The following is a 19,109-nucleotide window of genomic DNA, read 5'->3' as shown; positions in this document are numbered from 1 at the left end:
CCGGCGCTCCTCACCCACCGCGCACCTCCCCTAGGCCCGCGTACAGCTGGCGATATCGCTGGGCGACGGCAGCCCAACTGAAGTCCGGAACGCGACCTCTGCCCGCATCAGCAAGTCGCCGAGCGAGCCCGTCCTCGGTCAGAATCCGCTTCAGACCTCCTGCGAGTGCGTCCACATCGGTCGGGTCGACCAGCAGGCCATCGACACCGTCCGCGACGAACTCTGGCATCCCTCCGTGAACCGTCCCGATGAGTGACGTACCCGAGCGCCACGCCTCGAGCGCAACGATGCCGAAGGCCTCGTTGCGACTCGGCACTGCGACGACATCTGCTGCCGCCATCGCGGAAGCGACCTCTCCCGGAGTGAGCTGCCCGAGGAAATGGACGCGCTTGTCGATGCCCAGCTGCACAGCCTGCTCGCGAAGGGCGAGCGTCTGCGACCCATCTCCCCCGATCACGAACTGGACGTGCTCCAGGCGGGAGTCGGCTGCCGCGTCCAGCAGCAGGTCAAAACCCTTCATCCGCTCGACCCGACCGACTGCTAGGACGACCGGCCGTCCGACGGGTAGTCGAACCAACTCTCTGGCGGGAGGTTGGAGGTCTATGCCATTGGGAACGACGCCGCCATCGACAAGTCCGAAACGCCTCCGCAAGTCGGCGAGGACGAACTGCGTCGGAGCCGTCACCACTGCAGCATCTGCGATGGCCCGACGCAGGGCCGTCCGCAGGAGCGCGGACTGATCGTAGACGCCGTGGTCGTCCATGAAGGTCTCCCCGTGCGAGGTGACGATGAGCGGCTTGCGTGTCAGTCGGTGCAGTGACCACCCATAGACCCCATTGGGTCCGAAGCAGTGCACGTGCAGCACATGCGGACGAAGGGAGCGCATCGCTCGCCACCAGGCACTCAGAGTAGGTGGGGCTGCCACCAGGAAACGTGCCAGCGCCCTTGCGTCACGCGCCGGCAGTGGCGTCGGAAGGTACCGAACGACGATGCCGTCGACCATTCCCTCCCCAAGCCGCTCGCCCCGGTCGACGGTCCACACCTCTACAAGATCACCTTCCGCAGCAAGCTCGCCGGCCACGGCCCGTACGTGCGTTTCCACGCCCCCGGTGTGCGGGTGGAAGGACGACGCAATGAGCGCGATCCGTCGCGGCTTCCTCTGTGCCACCGTATCCCCCTTCGTCGAGCCCCGTGCATGCCATCATGACAGCACCAACCCTGCCCTCGGAGTGACCATGACCCGACTGACCATCGCGCGGATCGCCTCCGACTCGATGCTGGGAACGGGCCTGTACGAGGACCGGATCGTCATGCACTCACCGAAAGCCCTCCCTGCCGATTGGACGGTCGACCAAGCGGTCGTGCGCTCCCTTCGCTCTCCGCTCCCCGGGACCCACCGACTGCCGCTCGGGAAGGTCGCGAGCGCCCCCGCGTCGGCACGCCGCCTCATCGGTCGGGCGCTGTACCCCCGTGATGCCGTCGTCCACCGGATGAGTCTGGAGCTGCCCCCTTCGCCCCATGCCGACGTGCTCACGCTGCACGACGTCGTGGCCTGGAAGTACCCGGACGAGTCCGCCCCGGTCCCCGCTGCCGCAGAGGAGATCCGGCGCGCGGCGGCGGTCGTCTGCGTCTCCGCGTTCAGCGCCGCCGAAGCCGTCGACCTGCTCGGCATCGACCCACCGCATGTCGTGCACAACGGCGTCGACGAACGCTTCTTCGACGCCGCACCCGCCACGCCCGCGGATCTGCGGTCCGTAGGGGTCCCCTCCCCCTTCGTGCTGACCACGGGTGGCGCATCCGAGCGCAAGAACCTCGCCGGGCTGGCCGCAGCGTGGCCACTCGTCCACGCCACCAGACCGGAGCTCACCCTCGTCCTCACCGGTCCCCCCCACCCGCGTCGAACCGCGCTCTTCGCCCACCTGCCGAACGTCGTACTCGCCGGCCTCGTCGATGCCGGCCTCGTCCCACACCTCATCGCCGCCGCCGAGGCGGTAGTCGTGCCCTCGCTCTACGAGGGTTTCGGGTTCCCCGCCCTCGAAGGCATGGCAACCGGGGTCCCGGTCGTCGCGGCGAACACCAGCTCCCTTCCTGAGGTCGTCGGCGATGGCGCGCTGCTCGTCGCGCCGGACGCGCACTCGATCGCCGAGGGCATCATCGACGCCACCGGCGATGATCCCGAGGTTCAACGAGTGGCTGCGCGAGGAAGGGCCAGGGCAGACCACTTCACCTGGGAGCGGAGCCTGGCGGGGCATGCGTCGGTGTGGACGTCGGTCGCCGAGGGACGCTGATCGCACCGACCAGTCCGGCAACGACGCCGACCAGCAGCACCGAGGCGAGGACATCACTGGGGCGGTGCGCATATCCCACGACGCTGCCGAGGCACGCGAGAGCGACGAGCCCGAGGAGCACCCGGTCCAGCCACGCCGGACGAAGGGGGATGAGCAACGCGATGGCGACGACGGCTGCGGTCACCGCAGTGACATGGGTGGACGGCAGCGTGTTCTCCACGTACGAGTACCCGTGGTCAGGCCGTGGCAGCCACTGCCTCAGCAGCCATGATGTCGGTACCGACATCAGGACGACCGACGCACCCATCAGCACGCGACTCCACCGTCTGCGCAGCACGGCAACCGTGCCGATCACGACGAGCGCCACCAGGGCAGCCCGGGGCAGCACGGTGCGCCCCAGGAAGGGGAGCCATTCCCCCAGCGGCCCGATACCGACCTCCTGCACGAGCCCGAAGATCTCGTCGTCCACCCACTGACCGGGCACTGTGAGCACGCCAAGGGCATAGATCAGACACAAGGCTGTCGCTGCGCAGACGGTGCTCGCCACACCCCGCGACGACAAGAGGTACGTCATCCGAGCACCCCCTGTCGTGGTTTCTCTGCTGTTGGCCAACCCCAGATTTGCGTCCAGCAGACAGTCAGGATATTGCCACATTGAGTAAGTAATCAGTAAGGTCTGATTGATCGTGCGGGAAGTACCGATGCCTGCATCGCACAATGAGGGGAAGTCATGAGCGAAGGAACCACGAAACCCGTCTCCCGCCGGACGGTGGCCAAGGGCGCTGCCTGGGCGACGCCGGTCATCTTGGGGGGCACCGCGGCACCGGCCTATGCGGCCTCGGTCCGCAAGGACCCCGGCATCAATGGCTGGGTCCTCAACAGTCCGAGCGGAGGGTGGAACTGTCGCTACTCCCTCGATGTGGACTCCGACCCGAACTACTCTGGAGGGACACCCGACGGGGCTCCCTTCGGTCTCTACTTGTATGACGTGCTACCGAATGCTGTCATCACCGATGCACGACTGGTGTACTGGATCATCGGCAACCAGAACGCTTCTGTCTCGGCCGGGAGCGGCCACTCCACGTGCTGGAACTTCGCAGGACGCGGACCACTCGCAACCAAGGCCGACGGGCTCCAGTACCGGCCGTACACGTTCAACTACAACAACAACTGCCCGATCGATCCCGGCAACGTAGCCACGGATGGACGTCTGTACCTGGGTAACTTCCACGTCGAGTTCAGCTTCACGCAGCCGGGAAACAGGTGCGATGACGTCACCTACTGGGCGCAACGCTCCATCACCATCGACCAGTACGGCGACGGCAATCCGGAGGTGTTGACCTTCGAGAGGCGGAACGGCACCCGTGGCCCGTACTCCGGGGGGAACGCCAGAATGGCTCCGCCTCCGCAGCCCGAGGGCGCGACTGAAGGTGCGACCGGGGCACACCTGGCCTGAGCTCACACCGGTCGCCTCGACCGCTCCCTGAAGGCGGATGAAGGGCATCGCACGAGAACACTCGTGCGATGCCCTTCGTCGTCAGTCGATGCCTGCCGTCAGGTCACTGCCGTCGGCCGGCTCCTGCCTCGGTGGCCCTTCGGCCGCTACGGGTCTCGCGGGACGCGTCCTGACCGTAGGCGTGGTAGCCGTAGCGGTACTCGCCGCTCCCCTTGCCGGCAACGAAGTTGCGGGCGAAGCCGGACACGCGCGCACCGACCGTCTCCAGCTGCCTCAGCGCAGCCGCCAGGTCCTTCTTCCTCGTCCGGTCGACGCCCACGACCATGAGCAACCCTCCGGTCAGCCGCTCGATGACGACGGCGTCGATGACCGGGACCACGGGCGGGGAGTCGATGAGCACGAAGTCGTACTGCTGCACCAGGCTGGTCAGCAGGGCCTCCATCGGCGCTGAGCCGAGCAGCTCGCTCGGGTTCGGCGGGATCGGGCCCGCGGGCAAAACATCCATACCGGCGCTCCCCCACGACTGGATGACCTCATGCTCGTCAGCCTCCCCCAGGAGCACGGTCGTCAGGCCGACACTCCCCTCCATCCCCAGGGTCCGAGCCACCGACGGGTTGCGCAGGTCGGCATCCACGAGCAGGGTGCGCCGGCCCGAGTCGGCCATCGCGAGCGCGAGATTCACGGCGGTCGTCGTCTTGCCCTCCCCGGGCACGGCCGAGGTCACGACGAAGGAGTGCCGGCCGGTGGTGACATCGATGAACATCAGGTTGGTGCGCAAACGCCGCACGGCCTCGGCGTGGCGGCCGTGAGGTTGGTCCTCGAGGCTGATCAGCCCCCTCTTGGGCGTCTGCTCCAGCGGCAGGCCGGCGAGCATCGGTGCGTCCGAGTGGGCGCGGATGTCCTCCTCGCCGCGCACCTTGGTGTCCAGCGCGTGCCGGAGGAAGGCCAGCCCGATCCCGAGCACGAGGCCGGCGAGCAGCCCCAGCCCGATGTTGCGTACCGGGTCCGGCGACGTGGGACGCGAGGGAGCCACCGCCGGCTCGATCGGCGTGGAGACGACCTTCTGACCGGACGAGGCGAGCAGGGTGGAGAACTCCCCGGCCACGGCACCCAGCTGGGGCCCCGCCTCGTTGGCCACGTCGGCGGCCTCCTGCGGATCGGATGCCCGGGCCGTGATGTTGAGGATGGAGGTCGATCCGGTCACGCTGGCCCGGACGCTGATCGGGTGGCCCGGCTCCATGTCGAGTTCCTCGCGCAGGGGCTCCAGCACCGCCGGGGTGTCGAGGATCGAGACATAGGTCTCGAGGTCATCGCTGGTGAGCGCGAAGACGCCCCCCTGCGACGCCTCGCCGGAGCGCTCGGTACTGAGGTAGATCCGCGCGCTGGCCTCGTACACCGGCGTCGTCAGCAGGGTCGCCGCGACGGCCGCCAGGACCGCCAGGACCACACACGAGACGACGATCGTCCACCGCGTGCGCAGCACACCCAAGAACTCGCTCAACTGCACAGTCGACTCCTCCCCAAGCCTGAACGACACCGTCCTCGGTGCCGCGAAGGTAGGGTCGACATGACGCCACCCACCCGCTGCCGAGGAGTGTATAAGGTGCGGATCCTGCGGATCTCCCACAGCGGCGTGGTGGATGACTGGCGGGAGCGGGAGCGGGTTGCGCGCAGGCTCGGCCACGAGGTCACCTCGGTGACCGCCCGGCGGTGGGACGAAGGGGGGCGCGACGTCCCCCTCGACCCCCGGCCGGGCGAGGACGTCATCGGTGTCCGCACCCTCGGGATCCACCCCGCCCTCTTCGTCTACGATCCCCGCCCGCTGTGGCGCCTGTTGCGCCGGGAGTGGGACGTGCTCGACCTGCACGAGGAACCCTTCGCGCTCGCGACGGCCGAGGTGCTCGCCCTGCGGGCGCTACGGGGCGCGCGGATGCCGTACTGCCTGTACTCGGCGCAGAACATCGACAAGCGCTACCCTCCCCCCTTCCGCTGGCTGGAGCGCTGGGCCCTGCGGCACGCCGCCGCCGTGAGCGTGTGCAACGAGCAGGCCGGTCAGATCGTCACCCGCAAGGGCCTGGCCGGTCGAGCCGTCCTCATCGGTCTGGGCATCGACTCCGACCGCTTCACACCAGAGGGGCGACGGGCGCACCACGGGGTCGATCCCGTCCGGGTCGGCTATGCCGGTCGGCTCGCTCGCCACAAGGGCGTCGACGTCCTCCTCGAGGCCGTCGCGGCCACCCCGAACCTGCGACTGGTCGTGGCCGGTGCTGGCCCCCAGCTGCAGGATCTGCGCGAGCGGGCGACCAGCCCCGATCTGGCGGGACGGGCGGAGTTCCTCGGCCCGGTGGGCAAGGCGGACCTACCCGACTTCTACCGTTCTCTGGACGTGCTCGCCGTGCCGTCGCGAACCACCCCCGGGTGGCTGGAGCAGTTCGGGCGCGTCGTGGTCGAGGCGATGGCCTGCGGCACACCAGTCGTGGCCACCGACAGCGGCGCCCTGCCCGACGTCGTCGGGGGTGCCGGGCTCCTGGTGCCACCCGGTGACCCCGACGCCCTCGCCGCGGCCCTGGCCCGTGCTGGCGCCGATGACGACCTGTGGACGACAATGCAGCGGAAGGGGCTCGCGCGAGCGCGCGAGTTCGACTGGGGCGTGATCGGGGAGCAGTACGTGGCGCTGTACGAGGACATTGCGAAGGGGGCTGGACCGGTCGTCGTCGACGGCCCCGAGATCATCGTGGTCGCCTTCCACTCCGCGCAGATGCTGCGCGAGACCCTCGGCCCCATCTCGCACCTCCCGGTCACCGTCGTCGACAACTCCGGCGACCCGGACGTTCGTCGTGCCTGTGCGGACCTGGGCGTGCGGTACCTGGACTCCGGGCGCAACGGAGGCTTCGCCTTCGGGGTCAACCACGGGCTGGCCCACCGACTCCTGCCCGGCGCTGACGTGCTGCTGCTCAACCCCGACGCGGTCGTGGACGAGGCGGGTATCCGCGCGCTGCACACGGCCCTGCACGCGGAGCCGGATCTCGCCAGCGTCGGGCCGGCCCAGGTCGATGGTCACGGACGTCCCGGCCGGGTGGCGTGGCCCCTTCCGACACCGTGGGGCGCTGCTGCCGAGGCCATCGGTCTGGGCCGGTTCGGGACCGATGACTACGTCATCGGGTCCGTGCTGCTGCTACGTGCGCAGGCGCTGGACCAGGTCGGAGCCCTCGACGAGTCCTTCTTCCTCTACGCCGAGGAGACGGACTGGGCGAAGCGTGCAGTCGATCTCGGGTGGCGCCACCGCCTCGTGTCGCAGGTCAGCGCACTCCACCTCGGCTCGGCGACGAGCACCGACACCCGTCGCCGGGACGCTCACTTCCACGCCTCCCAGGAGCGCTACCACCGCAAGCACTTCGGCGCCATCGGCTGGCAGGTCACCCGGGCGGCAGTGATCGTCGGGTCTGCTGCGCGGGCTCTGCTCCTCGACGGTTCGCCCGCCGACGCGGCCCGCGACCGAGTCCGTCGCTACCTGCGCGGGCCCGTCGCCGTCGAGGCGGAGCTGACAGGCACGCGGGAGCGTCCACTCCAGGACACACCGTGATGGGAGCAGCGCGCGCACACGCGCCCACCGTCGCGGGTCTGCTCGTCGCAGCGATGCTCGCCGCAGCCATCGGCTGGGTGGCCCCGGGCCGGCCCGCCATCGCGCTGGCCTGCGCGGTCGCCGTGCTGCTCCTGGGCGTCGCCGCACTCCAGAACGCGCTCGTCCCGCTGCTGGTCCTGCCCTTGCTGTACGTCGTGGCCCGGGCCGGCTACGGGGCCACGGACCTGTCGGTGTCCGACGCCGCGCTCGTCATCGGCACCGCCACCGCGCTCGTCTTCGCCCGACGCCCCTTCAGCCGAGAGATGCGCAACCTGCTGTGGCTGACCGCGGTGTACCAAGCGGCGACGCTCTTCACGGTGGTCTTCAACCCCTACGTGGCCAACCTGCTGGACTGGGTGCACTCCTGGGTCCTCGTCGCAGGGGCGCTCCTCGTCGGCTGGGCCGTCGGGCGAGAGGGGCGAGGCAGCACCGGTCTGCAGCTCATGCTCGCGGCGGCGGTGGTCCTGGCGACCTGGGTCATCGGCGTCGGGCTGCTGCAGGTCCTCCGCGGCGACTTCCAACCCGTGTACCTGCCCCACGAGATGCACAAGAACTTCCTCGGGACGATCCTGGGCACCACCGCACTCATCGCCTACATCCGACCGTCATGGCTGGAGGTCGGGCCACGGACCGCCATGGTCATCTTCTGGTGGCTGGTGATCGGGATCGGCTTCACGCAGTCGCGTCAGGCCATCACCGCCCTGGGGGTCACCCTCATCGTCCTCGTCCTACGCACCCGCACGGACCGCCGGAGATCACGCGCGGCACTGCTGGCGGTCGTTCCGGCCATCGCCATCGTGCTGACCCTCGTTCGTGATCAGCTGTCCAGCGGCAACATCCACAACTCGGCCTTCCAACGCCTCGAGTGGTTCGAGGACGCCATCGAGATCTGGCAGACACAGCCGTTGGTCGGCGTGGGGCTGCGCTGGTGGTACACCGACCGCTTTCCCGGTGGGTTCCAGCCGCCGAATGCCGAGATCGAGGTCCTCACCTCGGCGGGGATCATCGGGCTCATCGGCTTCCTCGTCCTCATGGTCGGCAGCATCGTGGTCCTGTGGAGGATGCCGCCGACCTACGGGATGCTCGCGGTGCTGGCCGTCCTCAGCCGCTTCGTCCAAGGGCAGCTGGACCTGTTCTGGGTGGCCGCCCAGACCTCGGTCCCCTTCGTGATCGCGGGGATCTGTCTGGGCGCCTGCGCCAAGCACGAGGACGAGGAGCATCTCCGCCACGATGCGATGAGCCCATCATCGGTCCGGCCCGCATCTGCAGCACCGGCCGAGGCAGGCAGGGCATGAGGATCACGCACGTCGTCTGCACCCCCAGCTTCGCCGGCGTCGAACGTCACATCGCAGTCCTGGCCGCTGCCCAGCACGATGCCGGGCACGAGGTGACCGTGCTCGGTGGCGATCAGGCACCCATGCGCGCGGCGATCAGCCGTTCGGGCGTCCGACTGCTGCCGGCCCCGGACCGCACGACGACGCTGCGCCATCTGGCGGGCGCTGCCGGACGACGCGCCGATGTCGTGGCCACCCACATGACCGAGGCGGACCTGACCGCTCTGGCCAGTCCGACCCTGGCCCGCACCCCGATCGTCAGCACCCGCCACTTCGCGGCACGAAGAGGGTCCACCCGGGCGGCACGCGCAGTTGCCGAGCGGTTCCAGCAGCGCCTGGCCGCCGAGATCGCGGTGAGCGAGTACATCGCGGGCACCATCGACGTGGACGCCGTCGTCATCCCTCCCGGGGTCCCGATTCGCCCCGACGGGCAGCCCCCGTCGACACGCGACCGGACAGTGCTGGTCGCCCAGCGCCTCGAGGCGGAGAAGGCGACCGAAGTCGCGGTCTCGGCCTTCGCCGAGTCCGGCCTGCACGAGAGGGGGTGGCGCCTGGTCATCGCGGGCGACGGGTCGCTGAGGGTAGAGCTGGAGATGCTCGCGCGGCGGCTCGGCATCAGGGAGGTCACGGACTTCGTCGGCCACCGTCACGACGTCGACCTACTGATGGCTCGCGCCGGCATCCTGCTGGCACCGTGCCCGGTCGAGGGGATGGGCCTGACCGTCATCGAGGCGATGGCCTGTGGGACCCCGGTCGTGGCAGCAGCAGCCGGTGGTCACCTCGAGAACGTCGGCGGGGTCGCCGACGCGGCGCTCTTCGCGTCGGGTGATGCGGTGATGGCCGGCCGGCTGCTCGCCGATCTGGCGTTCGACCCGGCCCGACATGATCGCTACGGGCAAGCACTCCGTGAGCGGCAACGGCGGGCATTCTCCGTTGCGGCCCAGGCGGAGTCCACCGAGTCCCTCTACCGGCACGTCATGGCCAGCAGGTCCCCCCGTGAACCGCGGCCCGGTCACGGGCAGGACCTCGTCGTGATCTCCCTCGAGCCCTGGGACCGGGTCTGGCGCCGCAACCAGCATCTGCTGACCGGCCTGTTGCGCGCCGACCCCTCCCTTCGTGTGCTCTTCGTCGAGCCCGCCCGTGACCCCCTGCACAGCATGTGGATCGGGCACTCGCCGAGGACCGGACGGGGCCTGCGCAGAGGGCCCCATCTACCCGGCGTCGCGCCCGACGCCTTGTGGCTCCTCGAGCCGACCAAGGCACTGCCGCGCCGCATCGATACGCACCAGGACGAGCGCTGGGCCGCCGCCATCCGCCGGGCCTGTGAACGTCTCGGCTTCACTCGACCGGTGCTGTGGGTCAACGACCCGCAGGGCGCCTTGGTCATGCAGCGCACCGGATGGCCAACCCTCTACGACATCACCGATGACTGGCTGGAGGCCGACCGGGGATCGACCACCCTGTCGCGTCTGGCGTCGCACGAGGCCACCCTGTTGGACCAGGCCGTGGAGGTCGTCGTCTGCTCACGGGCCCTCGCCGCGACCAAGTCCTCCAGACGTCCGGTGACGCTGGTCCACAACGCCGTGGACATCGACGCGACTGCTCGGCCGACCGCGCGACCAGAGGACCTTCCCGTTGGTCCGGTCGCGATCTACGTCGGCACGCTCCACTCGGACCGACTCGACATCGACCTGTGCGTGCAGACGGCGAGCGCACTCGCGGGCCGCGGCACCGTCGCGCTCGTCGGTCCCGATGCGCTGACGCGCGCCGAGCAGGACCGGCTGGACGCTGCGGGGGTCGCGCGGTTGGGGGCGAAGGACCGGCGGCTCGTCCCCGGCTACCTCCAGCACGCCGACGCGCTCCTCGTGCCGCACGTCGTCGACGACTTCACCGACAGCCTCGACCCGATCAAGCTCTACGAATACCGTGCCGTGGGCCGCCCCGTCATCAGCACCCCGGTCGCCGGTTTCCGGGAAGCCGCCGACGGCCGCCTGCGAGTGGTGGATCCGGGGGACTTCCCCGCCACCGTTGCCGCCGCACTACCGGCCTCCGACCGGTACCCCGCTGGCGTGGACCACGGGGTACCCACGTGGACCGATCGGGTGCGCGAGATGCAGACCGTGCTCGACCGCGTTCGGCACCGGGGTGACGCCCGTGCGAGCAACGCAACCACGGATCTGCCCTTGGCGGTACGGGTCCGCTTAGGACACGCAGCCGCTCAACACCTCGCCGCGCGGCACGACCTGGACGTCCTGCACATCAAGGGCGACTCCCTGGACGAGCGGCTCGTCCACGAGGGCCGTCGGGCGAGCGACGCCGACGTGCTCGTGCGGCCCGCCCACCTCGAGAGGTTCCTCGCCGTGTGCGCGGGGGCCGGGTACCGGACGACGAGCCGGTTCGCCACCGGCTCTCCCTTCGAGCACTCCACCACGCTGTGGCACGACCTGTGGGGTTACCTCGACGTGCACCGGCACTACCCCGGCATCGGACTGTCACCGGCCGAGGCCTTCGACCGGCTGTGGTCAGCGAGGGTAGAACGCGCGATCGCCGGGGTCACGTGCCCGACGCCGGACATCCCCGCCCAAGTGGGATTTCTGGTTCTGCACGCAGGGCGCAGCCTCCCCGACGGTCAGGCCACCGCCGACGTCAGTCACGCCTGGGACGGGGCGCACGTTGAGCTGCGGCAGGCGGTGCGCGCATGGGTCGGCGAGTTCCGTGCCGACGTGGCCTTCGCCGCGGGGACCGGCCAGCTGGCCGACCTTCCCCCTTCGTCCGAGAAGGACCTCTGGCTGGCGGTTACCCGCGAAGGACGACTGCAGGAGTGGCGCGCCAGGATTGCAGCTGCCCCCGACCTGGCCACTCGTGCCCGCCTTCTGGCCCGTCTGCCGGTGGTGAACACCGACCACCTGGCCACGCGTCTGGGCCACCGGCCCAACCGCCGCGAGATCGCCCGCGAATTCCTGGACCGGGCCCGTCGTGCGGTGGCCGAGTACCGGGGGCGACGATGACCCACCGCATCCCGAACGACCTCGCCTGGACCCTCTCCGACAACGACGACGGAACGTCTGTCCTGTACCTCGCGCGCCTGCCCCGGGGCCCGATCTCGGTGCTCCGCGGCACGGCAGCACTCATCTGGCTCGCCACCACCGAAGGGCCTCGGGAAACGGTGGCCGACCGGGTCGCCGACGAGGCAGGTGTGGAGGTCGACGGCATCCGTGACGAGGTGGGTGACTTCGTGGACCAGCTGGTGGCCGAGGGGTTGCTGGGGCCCCGGTCAGCCACTTAGCCGGCAAGACGCCACTGGTAATCGGGCTCATACCCGTGCGGACGGTGGCGTCGTACGCCCTGGGGGAAGCCGTGCACGATCTCGTAGATGTCAGGCAGGACGTCCTCAGGAATGGCCGCGAGGAGGTACTCGTCGATCCCGGTCACGTCGATCTTGAGCAGATCGATGTGGTCCTCGAGGCGCAGCACACCCCGCAGGGCATCGCCGATGCCCTGCGTCGTCGCATCTCGGCCCGAGGTGGTCGCAAACGCCACGGGGTGCACGGTGCACCGACTCGCGAACGGGGTGACGTTGCGCTGCACCACTTCCACGTGGCTCGGGGACGGCTCCCAGACGTGGACCCGAGTCGTGTCCGAGCGGCTGAGGAAGTACGCACTGCTGATCCCCGCTCGACTGCCGACATCGACGACCACCTGCGGCGTTCCCGATCCGTATTCACGACGGTGGAAGGACCGCGTGACCTCGAGCGCGTCACGCGCGGTCGGCACCCACAGGCGGACCACCCCAACAGGAGTGCGCAGCGAAGCCTCCCACGGATACGGACCGCGTCCTACGACAAGGTGCTCGAATGAGTCGATCGGATCGGAGCTGCGGGCGAGCACGCTCGCAAGGGCACGATAGGTACGTCCTCGAAACGACCCCCGCCAGCCATGACTCGTAGCCATCAGTACGCACCGTCCCTGCCGACAACCGCGGCGTATGTCCGCCACAGGATGATCATGTCGAGCGCGACCGACCAGTTCTCGACGTAGTACAGGTCGAGGCGCACCGACTCGTCCCAGGAGAGGTTGCTGCGTCCGTTGACCTGCCACAGCCCCGTCATGCCAGGCTTGACGAGCAGCCGACGGTGCACGTCGTACTCGTACTGGGACACCTCGGCCGGCAGCGGGGGGCGAGGGCCGACGAGGCTCATCCTCCCGAGCAAAACGTCGAAGAGCTGCGGCAGCTCGTCGATCGAGTACCGCCGGATGAACCGGCCGAAGGGAGTGACCCGAGGATCATCCTCCATCTTGAAGAGCACGCCGCGATCCACCTGCCCTCCGGTGGCCCCTTCGCTCGTGGGCGCGGGTCCGAAGGCGTGGTGACTGGCGTTGTCATCCGGTGTGGAAGCGAGCAGGTGCGTCTGCTGGCGCTTCAACTCCTCCAACTCGGCCTCCGCGCCAACCCCCATCGAGCGGAACTTCGTCATCTGGAAGGGCTCGCCGTCCAGCCCGATCCGCTCCTGCCGGAAGAGGACAGGACCCCCGTCATGGAACTTGATGACAGCGGCCACGACCAGCATCACCGGTGAGAAGACGATCAGCAGGACCAGGGCGGCCAGCCAGTCCAGCACGGACTTCATGATCAACGGGGCTCCCGAGAACGTCGGGGCCTCGATGTGCAGCAGGGGCAGGCCGGCCACCGGACGGGCCACCACCCGTGGCCCCGCGATCTCGGTCAGCCCCGGGGACACGAGCAGCTCGATCCCGCTGCCCTCCAGTGCCCAGCCCAAGCGCCGAAGCCCGGCAGGCCCCAGACGGTGCACCGCCCCGCAGGCGATGATGTCGACTCCCAGCTCCATGGCCACCTGAGCCGCCTGGTGCTCGGTACCGACGACCGGGACCCCGCCCACACACTCGTCATCCGTGGTGGACGTGCAGACCCCGACGACGCCGTACCCCGTCTCCGGCGCCCCGGTGAAGGCCTCGATGAGGCCACGGGCGTGGGCAGCCTCCCCCACGACCAGGACATCGTGGTTGAACTCCCCCGTCCGTCGCCTCGCGCCCAACCACCGCCGCCACATCCGGCGCGCGATGAACAGACCGAGCAGCCCAGCGGGCAGAGCGAGCAGCACATAGCCACGAGCCACCTCGATCTTCAACGCATAGGCAAGCAGTGCGACCGTGGCGAAGAGCCGCAGGGTGGCAGTCATCAGCAAGCGGTACTCAGTCGCGCCACGGCCCAGAGTCTGCACCTCGTAGGCGCCGTGCAGTCGCAGGGAGAGCCACCACGTCACAGCGAGCGCCAAGCTGAACGCCGGGTAACCGAGCGAGAACCGGTCACCGCTCGCCGCGATGTCCGAACCGGCGTCGAGGCCGAAGCGCACGATCAGGGCACCGAACACCGCCCACACGATCACCACGAAGTCGGTCAGGGCAACACCGGTGCGAACCCGGACCAGTCCATCGGGGCCCTCGTACTCCGCCGACGCCCTGGACCCCCGGGGAGCGACCGCAACCATGTCAGAGCTGCCTGGCCTGCTGGACGGACGTCTCGTCGGCGCCCTGCGCCAACCTCAGAGCATCCGCCATTCGACCACGCGGAGCCACCTGATTCTCGTCCCTCCAGCGACGCAACTGCGCCAACCGCTGCTCAGCGTCGGGTGCCGAGCGGGATCCCCGCTTGTGCTCCGTCCTCATCAGGACCAACCGCCCCCCGAAGTAGGCGAGCAGCGGCAGAACTGCCCACATCAAAAACACTGCTGTTTCTACCTGCACGAGATGTCCCCTCCCCGGGATCAATAGATCGCTGGATCACGACTTTACCAATTGCTTACTACTCTGACCAGACTCTTACCAACGCAGTCGCCTACCGACTGCCGCGTCGTGAGCCTGACCGGCACGTGGGAAGATCGGGGCAAGGAACCGCACACCCACGGAGGGACACACATGACCGCGAAGATCATCTGGACCAAGATTGATGAAGCGCCGGCGCTGGCCACCTACTCGCTCCTGCCGATCGTCCAGGCCTTCACCTCGGGCACCGGTGTGGAGCTCGAGACGAGTGACATCTCGCTCGCGGCTCGCATCCTCGCCCAGTTCCCCGACCGCCTCACCCAGGATCAGCGCGTCCCGAACAACCTCGCCGCGCTCGGCGAGCTGACCCAGTCGCCCGAGGCGAACATCATCAAGTTGCCGAACATCTCCGCCTCCGTGCCGCAGCTGAAGGCCGCCATCACCGAGCTGCAGGGCCAGGGCTACGACCTGCCGGACTACCCGGATTCCCCCCGCACCGATGAGGAGAAGGAGGTCGCCGCCGCCTACGCCAACGTGCTCGGCTCCGCCGTCAACCCCGTCCTGCGCGAGGGCAACTCGGACCGCCGTGCCCCCCAGGCCGTGAAGAACTTCACCAAGAAGCACCCGCACCGCCTCGGGGAGTGGACCGCCGACGACAAGGCCCGCGTCGTGTCCATGTCCGGGGGCGACTTCTTCGGCAACGAGAAGTCGGTCGTCATGCCCGCCGATGACACCCTGACGATCACGCTCACCACCGCCAGCGGCCAGAAGAGCGTCCTGAAGGACTCCCTCGCGGTGACGAAGGGAGAGATCGTCGACGGGACCTTCATGTCCGCGTCGGCGCTGCGAGCCTTCTACCGGGAGCAGATCGAGGTCGCCCGCCAGGAGGGCCTGCTGCTTTCCCTGCACCTCAAGGCCACGATGATGAAGGTCTCCGACCCGATCATCTTCGGTCACGCCGTCGCGGCCTGGCTCGGCTCGGTCGTCGACACCCATGCCGAGGCCCTCGCCGAGGCCGGTGTCGACCTGCGCTACGGACTGGCCTCCCTCTACAGCCAGCTGGAGACCCTCCCGGAGGAGACCGCTGCCGCCATCCGCGACGACATCGACGCGCTGTCGACGCAGCGCCCGGCCCTGGCGATGGTCGACTCCAGCAAGGGCATCACCAACCTGCACGTGCCCAGCGACGTCATCATCGACGCCTCGATGCCGGTCGTCATCCGTGACTCCGGCCAGATGTGGAACGCCGACGACGGCCAGTCCGAGACGCTCGCGATGATCCCTGACCGGTCCTACGGCACCATGTACGCCGCCGTCATCGAGGAGCACAAGAAGAACGGCGCCCTCGACCCCGCGACGATCGGCACCGTGCCCAACGTCGGCCTCATGGCGCAGAAGGCCGAGGAGTACGGGTCGCACCCGACCACCTTCGAGATCCCCGAGGCCGGCACCGTCGCCGTGACGAACGCCGCCGGTGAGACCCTCATGGAGCATGCGGTCGAGAAGGACGACATCTGGCGGATGAGCCGGGTGAAGGACATCCCGGTCCAGGACTGGGTCAAGCTCGCCGTTACCCGGGCCCGCGCCACCGGCGCCCCGGCCGTGTTCTTCCTCGACGAGAAGCGCGCCCACGACGCGCAGGTCATCGCCAAGGTCGACCAGTACCTGGGCGACCACGACACCGATGGTCTGGACATCCGCATCCTGCCGCCGCAGGAGGCGGTCGTCTTCTGCCTGGAGCAGATCCGCGCCGGCAAGGACGCCATCTCCGTCACCGGCAACGTCCTGCGCGACTACCTGACCGACCTCTTCCCGATCCTCGAGCTCGGCACGAGCGCGAAGATGCTCTCGATCGTCCCGCTGCTCAACGGCGGTGGCCTCTTCGAGACGGGCGCCGGGGGCTCCGCACCGAAGCACGTCCAGCAGTTCCTCAAGGAGGACTACCTGCGCTGGGACTCCCTCGGCGAGTTCTCCGCGCTGGGTGCCTCCCTGGAGCACCTCGCGCAGAACTTCGACAACCCGAAGGCGCAGGTCCTCGCGGACACCCTCGACACGGCGATCGCGACCTTCCTCGAGGAGAACAAGTCCCCGGCCCGCAAGCTCGGTCAGATCGACAACCGCGGCAGCCACTTCTACCTTGCGCTCTACTGGGCACAGGCACTGGCTGCGCAGGACACCGACGCCGAGCTGCAGCAGCGGTTCACCTCCGTCGCCGAGCGGCTCGCGTCCGATGAGGAGACGATCGTCGGTGAGCTCATCGACGCCCAGGGCTCGCCCGTCGACCTCGACGGGTACTACAAGCCCGACACCGAGAGGGCCTCGGCCGCGATGCGTCCGAGCGCCACGTTCAACGCGGTGCTCGACTCCATGTGAGCCGTCCCGTGATGCGAAGGGGGCCGCGCGGGCTGTTGCCGGCGCGGCCCCTTCGTGTCCGGGCTCAGACGATCGGCTCCGCAGTGCCGCCGCTGTCACGCCATCGACCGACGTCGGTCAGGAGGTCACGCAACTGGGTGCGCGACTCCTCGACGACGGGGGGCACCGCTGCTGCGAGGTCCGCACGGATCACCTCACGGTCATTGAAGGAGGTCAGGATCGCGTCCACGGCCTCGCCTCCGGCGCTCTGCCGGGCATCGACCACCTGGGAGCGCATCCCGCAGGTCTCGAAGACGCCCGACGCCTTGTCGCTGTATGCATAGGCAGCGGCCGGCGTGAGCGTCGAGAGGGCAGCGATGGTGGAGTGCATCCGACTGCCGACGAACCAATCGAGACGGGAGATGCACCACTTGAGCTCTCTGGCATCAAGATCCGGTGGCACCACACGGGTCCGGGACCTCTCCCGTGACGAGAGCTGCTCCCGGATCCGCCTGATGGCTGCCATGTCGCTCTCACCGACTCCCCCCGACGAGTGCACGTGGGGGACGAATACCACCTGCGCTTCGGCCGCGAGCAGACCACGAACCAGTTGCGTCATCGTCGCGAGGTAGTCCCCCGCAAGCGCGAACCGTGTCCGGGCGGCGCTGTCGAGCAGGAGCCCGCTGACGTTCACGCCTGCCGTCAGACCACTGGTCCACTGCTCGACCTGCTCAGCGACCCCCTCCGTGGGACGTCGCGCCTCCAGGCCGAAAGCGACATCGACCCCCCTTCGCAAACGCGTGTGATCGGCGTCGGGACCGGCCAGCGACAGGAGCTGCTCGTGGCTCCACGGGTCCCGGGCGAATGCCACGCTCGAGGAACGGATGATCCGTTCGGCGCTCGTGCGTCCACGGGACGTGGTAAATGGACCATAGGTCTGGGGCAGCAGCACCAGGGGCCGTCCGGCCCTGATGGCGGCTCGCTTGGGCGCTGACACGGCAGCAAGGCGAGCAGGGCCGTACAGGTCCGTGAAGCTGTCGCCACCGCTCAGGTCGAGGACGGCGTCGGCGGCTGCGAAGCGGGCTGCTGCCGGATTCGCATCCGCTCGGCCCAGCGCCTGGGCCAATCGGATCCGGGCCCAGCTCTCCGGCCGGTGCCATCGCCGCGACCACCGCACCCCCACGAGATCGGAACGAGCGCCGAACGCGGGTGCAGCCCGGACACCCCATCCGTCGTCCAGGACGCTCAGGGCCGCATCTGCACTGTCACGGCCGATGCTGTCGATGACCGCTCGAGCCAGTGCCTCTACGCCGCGATTACCGGTCCCGAGGGAGGCTCCGGCGAGCACGAGACGCAGCCCGGTCGCGATGCCGGTGTGGTCGCGTGGACCACGGGACGACCCGGACATCACCAACGCACCGGTCGACCCACCAGGTGAGCAAGGCGGCGGCGGGCCGACCTCCCCTTCGCCCGCCAGCCGGTGTAGGCCCTCGGGTCGAGGGAGGCCGACTGCAGAAGGTAGGCACTGTGCCGCAGCTGGTCCGTCCACGCGTCCACCGTTGTCACCCCGTTCTTCTCGGCGGACAAGGGCATGCGTGACAACAGATCCGCATCGGTGTGGATCAGGGTGTGCGGCGAGCGCGGATCATCCATGTGGTCCTCGGGCACGAAGGGGTGGTAAAAGCCGTTGACCGCACCCGCCCGCGCAGTGCGGATGCAGTAGGCGGTGAAGGACTCGTCGGGGCCGAGCAGTCCTGCGCGATCCACGACCGCCCGTGACATCAGGTATCCACTGCCCTGCACCCAGAGGTTGCGCATGAGCTGGTGCCCACGGGCGTAGGTCTGGATCTTGCGACGGGCCAACTCCGGCCGGGAGTCCTCCGGGGGATGACGCCAGCTGCCGATCACGCCGAACTGCGGGTTCGCCTCGTGTGCCTCGGCGAAGGTGTCCAACCAGCCGGGACTGACGAGGCAGTCGTCGTCGACCTTGGAGACGAAGCGTGCACTCGACTCACTCCACAGCCAGCAGGTCGGCTCACGCAGCCGCACGTTCTCCCGGCTGTGGTGGAAGCGGTGCACCCTGTCATCGCGTGTGAAGGGCCGGATCGCCTCGAGAGTGGCCTCGTCATCGCCGTTGTGCCACAACCACACCCGATCCCCCTCTCCCAGAGTGGACAGCAGGCGGGGCAGGCTCAGGTGGAGATACCCGGCGCTGCGGTGGGTGATCATGAGGATGTCGGCCCGGTGACTCATGGCAGGACCCTCGAGCCGATCAG

At 69.0% G+C, this 19,109-nt stretch carries 14 protein-coding genes; 7 read left to right on the top strand and 7 right to left on the bottom strand.

The window, feature by feature from the left end; genetic code table 11:
- Positions 1-10: 10 nt before the first annotated feature.
- Positions 11-1,102 carry a glycosyltransferase family 4 protein gene (locus tag BJY20_RS16505; RefSeq protein ID WP_343062955.1) on the bottom strand — a complete coding sequence of 364 codons (1,092 nt, stop codon included), beginning with the start codon at positions 1,100-1,102 and terminating at the stop codon, positions 11-13.
- A gap of 133 nt (positions 1,103-1,235) precedes the next feature.
- On the opposite strand from BJY20_RS16505, the gene BJY20_RS12265 reads away from it, so the two are divergent.
- Entirely contained in the window at positions 1,236-2,288 is a 1,053-nt protein-coding gene (locus BJY20_RS12265; protein WP_185991798.1) for a glycosyltransferase family 4 protein, read from the top strand.
- Here BJY20_RS12265 and BJY20_RS12260 read toward each other — a convergent pair.
- Complete coding sequence (locus tag BJY20_RS12260; protein WP_185991797.1) at positions 2,224-2,781, bottom strand: phosphatase PAP2 family protein; 558 nt, start codon at positions 2,779-2,781, stop codon at positions 2,224-2,226. The two genes, BJY20_RS12265 and BJY20_RS12260, sit on opposite strands and share 65 nt — an antisense overlap.
- 237 nt (positions 2,782-3,018) lie before the next feature.
- Between BJY20_RS12260 and BJY20_RS12255 the strand changes: the two genes are divergently transcribed.
- Positions 3,019-3,744 carry a hypothetical protein gene (locus BJY20_RS12255; protein WP_185991796.1) on the top strand — a complete coding sequence of 242 codons (726 nt, stop codon included), beginning with the start codon at positions 3,019-3,021 and terminating at the stop codon, positions 3,742-3,744.
- A 103-nt stretch (positions 3,745-3,847) separates the two neighbouring features.
- Here the strand turns inward: BJY20_RS12255 and BJY20_RS12250 are convergent, their stop codons facing one another.
- Positions 3,848-5,251, bottom strand: a complete 1,404-nt coding sequence (locus BJY20_RS12250; RefSeq protein ID WP_185991795.1) for a polysaccharide biosynthesis tyrosine autokinase — start codon at positions 5,249-5,251, stop codon at positions 3,848-3,850.
- Between the two features lie 96 nt (positions 5,252-5,347).
- Here BJY20_RS12250 and BJY20_RS12245 point away from each other — a divergent pair, with 96 nt between their 5' ends.
- From BJY20_RS12245 to BJY20_RS12230, 4 genes are read left to right on the top strand one after another with little or no spacing between them, the layout of a single operon-like run.
- Positions 5,348-7,327: a glycosyltransferase gene (locus tag BJY20_RS12245; protein ID WP_343062875.1), complete on the top strand. Its 1,980-nt coding sequence runs from the start codon at positions 5,348-5,350 to the stop codon at positions 7,325-7,327.
- Positions 7,327-8,661, top strand: coding sequence for an O-antigen ligase family protein (locus BJY20_RS12240; protein ID WP_246297628.1), 1,335 nt, complete (start codon positions 7,327-7,329; stop codon positions 8,659-8,661). Before BJY20_RS12245 ends, BJY20_RS12240 begins: the two co-directional genes overlap by 1 nt.
- Positions 8,658-11,708, top strand: coding sequence for a glycosyltransferase family 4 protein (locus BJY20_RS12235; protein WP_185991793.1), 3,051 nt, complete (start codon positions 8,658-8,660; stop codon positions 11,706-11,708). Before BJY20_RS12240 ends, BJY20_RS12235 begins: the two co-directional genes overlap by 4 nt.
- Positions 11,705-11,986 carry a PqqD family protein gene (locus tag BJY20_RS12230; protein WP_185991792.1) on the top strand — a complete coding sequence of 94 codons (282 nt, stop codon included), beginning with the start codon at positions 11,705-11,707 and terminating at the stop codon, positions 11,984-11,986. Before BJY20_RS12235 ends, BJY20_RS12230 begins: the two co-directional genes overlap by 4 nt.
- Here BJY20_RS12230 and BJY20_RS12225 read toward each other — a convergent pair.
- Both BJY20_RS12225 and BJY20_RS12220 read right to left on the bottom strand, forming a co-directional pair.
- Positions 11,983-12,240 carry a hypothetical protein gene (locus BJY20_RS12225; protein WP_185991791.1) on the bottom strand — a complete coding sequence of 86 codons (258 nt, stop codon included), beginning with the start codon at positions 12,238-12,240 and terminating at the stop codon, positions 11,983-11,985. The two genes, BJY20_RS12230 and BJY20_RS12225, sit on opposite strands and share 4 nt — an antisense overlap.
- A 410-nt stretch (positions 12,241-12,650) precedes the next feature.
- Positions 12,651-14,207 carry a sugar transferase gene (locus BJY20_RS12220; protein WP_185991790.1) on the bottom strand — a complete coding sequence of 519 codons (1,557 nt, stop codon included), beginning with the start codon at positions 14,205-14,207 and terminating at the stop codon, positions 12,651-12,653.
- 427 nt (positions 14,208-14,634) lie between these two features.
- Here BJY20_RS12220 and BJY20_RS12215 point away from each other — a divergent pair, with 427 nt between their 5' ends.
- Positions 14,635-16,854: an NADP-dependent isocitrate dehydrogenase gene (locus BJY20_RS12215; RefSeq protein WP_185991789.1), complete on the top strand. Its 2,220-nt coding sequence runs from the start codon at positions 14,635-14,637 to the stop codon at positions 16,852-16,854.
- A gap of 64 nt (positions 16,855-16,918) precedes the next feature.
- On the opposite strand, the gene BJY20_RS12210 is transcribed toward BJY20_RS12215, so the two are convergent.
- Positions 16,919-18,241 (bottom strand): polysaccharide pyruvyl transferase family protein, encoded by a 1,323-nt coding sequence (locus BJY20_RS12210; RefSeq protein ID WP_185991788.1) that lies wholly within the window; start codon positions 18,239-18,241, stop codon positions 16,919-16,921.
- Positions 18,241-19,086 carry a glycosyltransferase family 2 protein gene (locus tag BJY20_RS12205; protein ID WP_185991787.1) on the bottom strand — a complete coding sequence of 282 codons (846 nt, stop codon included), beginning with the start codon at positions 19,084-19,086 and terminating at the stop codon, positions 18,241-18,243. The genes BJY20_RS12210 and BJY20_RS12205 overlap by 1 nt, the downstream gene beginning before the upstream one ends.
- Positions 19,087-19,109: the final 23 nt, after the last annotated feature.

The sequence above is a fragment of the Janibacter cremeus genome (assembly GCF_013409205.1).
Taxonomy (GTDB): domain Bacteria; phylum Actinomycetota; class Actinomycetes; order Actinomycetales; family Dermatophilaceae; genus Janibacter; species Janibacter cremeus.
The sequence above is the reverse complement of the archived record's forward strand: the minus strand, read 5'-3'. Positions and strand labels throughout refer to the sequence as shown.

Excerpts from the sequence above, each read along its gene's own strand:
- BJY20_RS12205 (WP_185991787.1), bottom strand. The coding sequence starts at position 19,086 with ATGAGTCACCGGGCCGACATCCTCATGATCACCCACCGCAGCGCCGGG.
- BJY20_RS12240 (WP_246297628.1), top strand. The coding sequence starts at position 7,327 with ATGGGAGCAGCGCGCGCACACGCGCCCACCGTCGCGGGTCTGCTCGTC.
- BJY20_RS12230 (WP_185991792.1), top strand. The coding sequence starts at position 11,705 with ATGACCCACCGCATCCCGAACGACCTCGCCTGGACCCTCTCCGACAAC.
- BJY20_RS12235 (WP_185991793.1), top strand. The coding sequence starts at position 8,658 with ATGAGGATCACGCACGTCGTCTGCACCCCCAGCTTCGCCGGCGTCGAA.
- BJY20_RS12255 (WP_185991796.1), top strand. The coding sequence starts at position 3,019 with ATGAGCGAAGGAACCACGAAACCCGTCTCCCGCCGGACGGTGGCCAAG.
- BJY20_RS12220 (WP_185991790.1), bottom strand. The coding sequence starts at position 14,207 with ATGGTTGCGGTCGCTCCCCGGGGGTCCAGGGCGTCGGCGGAGTACGAG.
- BJY20_RS12210 (WP_185991788.1), bottom strand. The coding sequence starts at position 18,241 with ATGTCCGGGTCGTCCCGTGGTCCACGCGACCACACCGGCATCGCGACC.
- BJY20_RS12265 (WP_185991798.1), top strand. The coding sequence starts at position 1,236 with ATGACCCGACTGACCATCGCGCGGATCGCCTCCGACTCGATGCTGGGA.
- BJY20_RS12215 (WP_185991789.1), top strand. The coding sequence starts at position 14,635 with ATGACCGCGAAGATCATCTGGACCAAGATTGATGAAGCGCCGGCGCTG.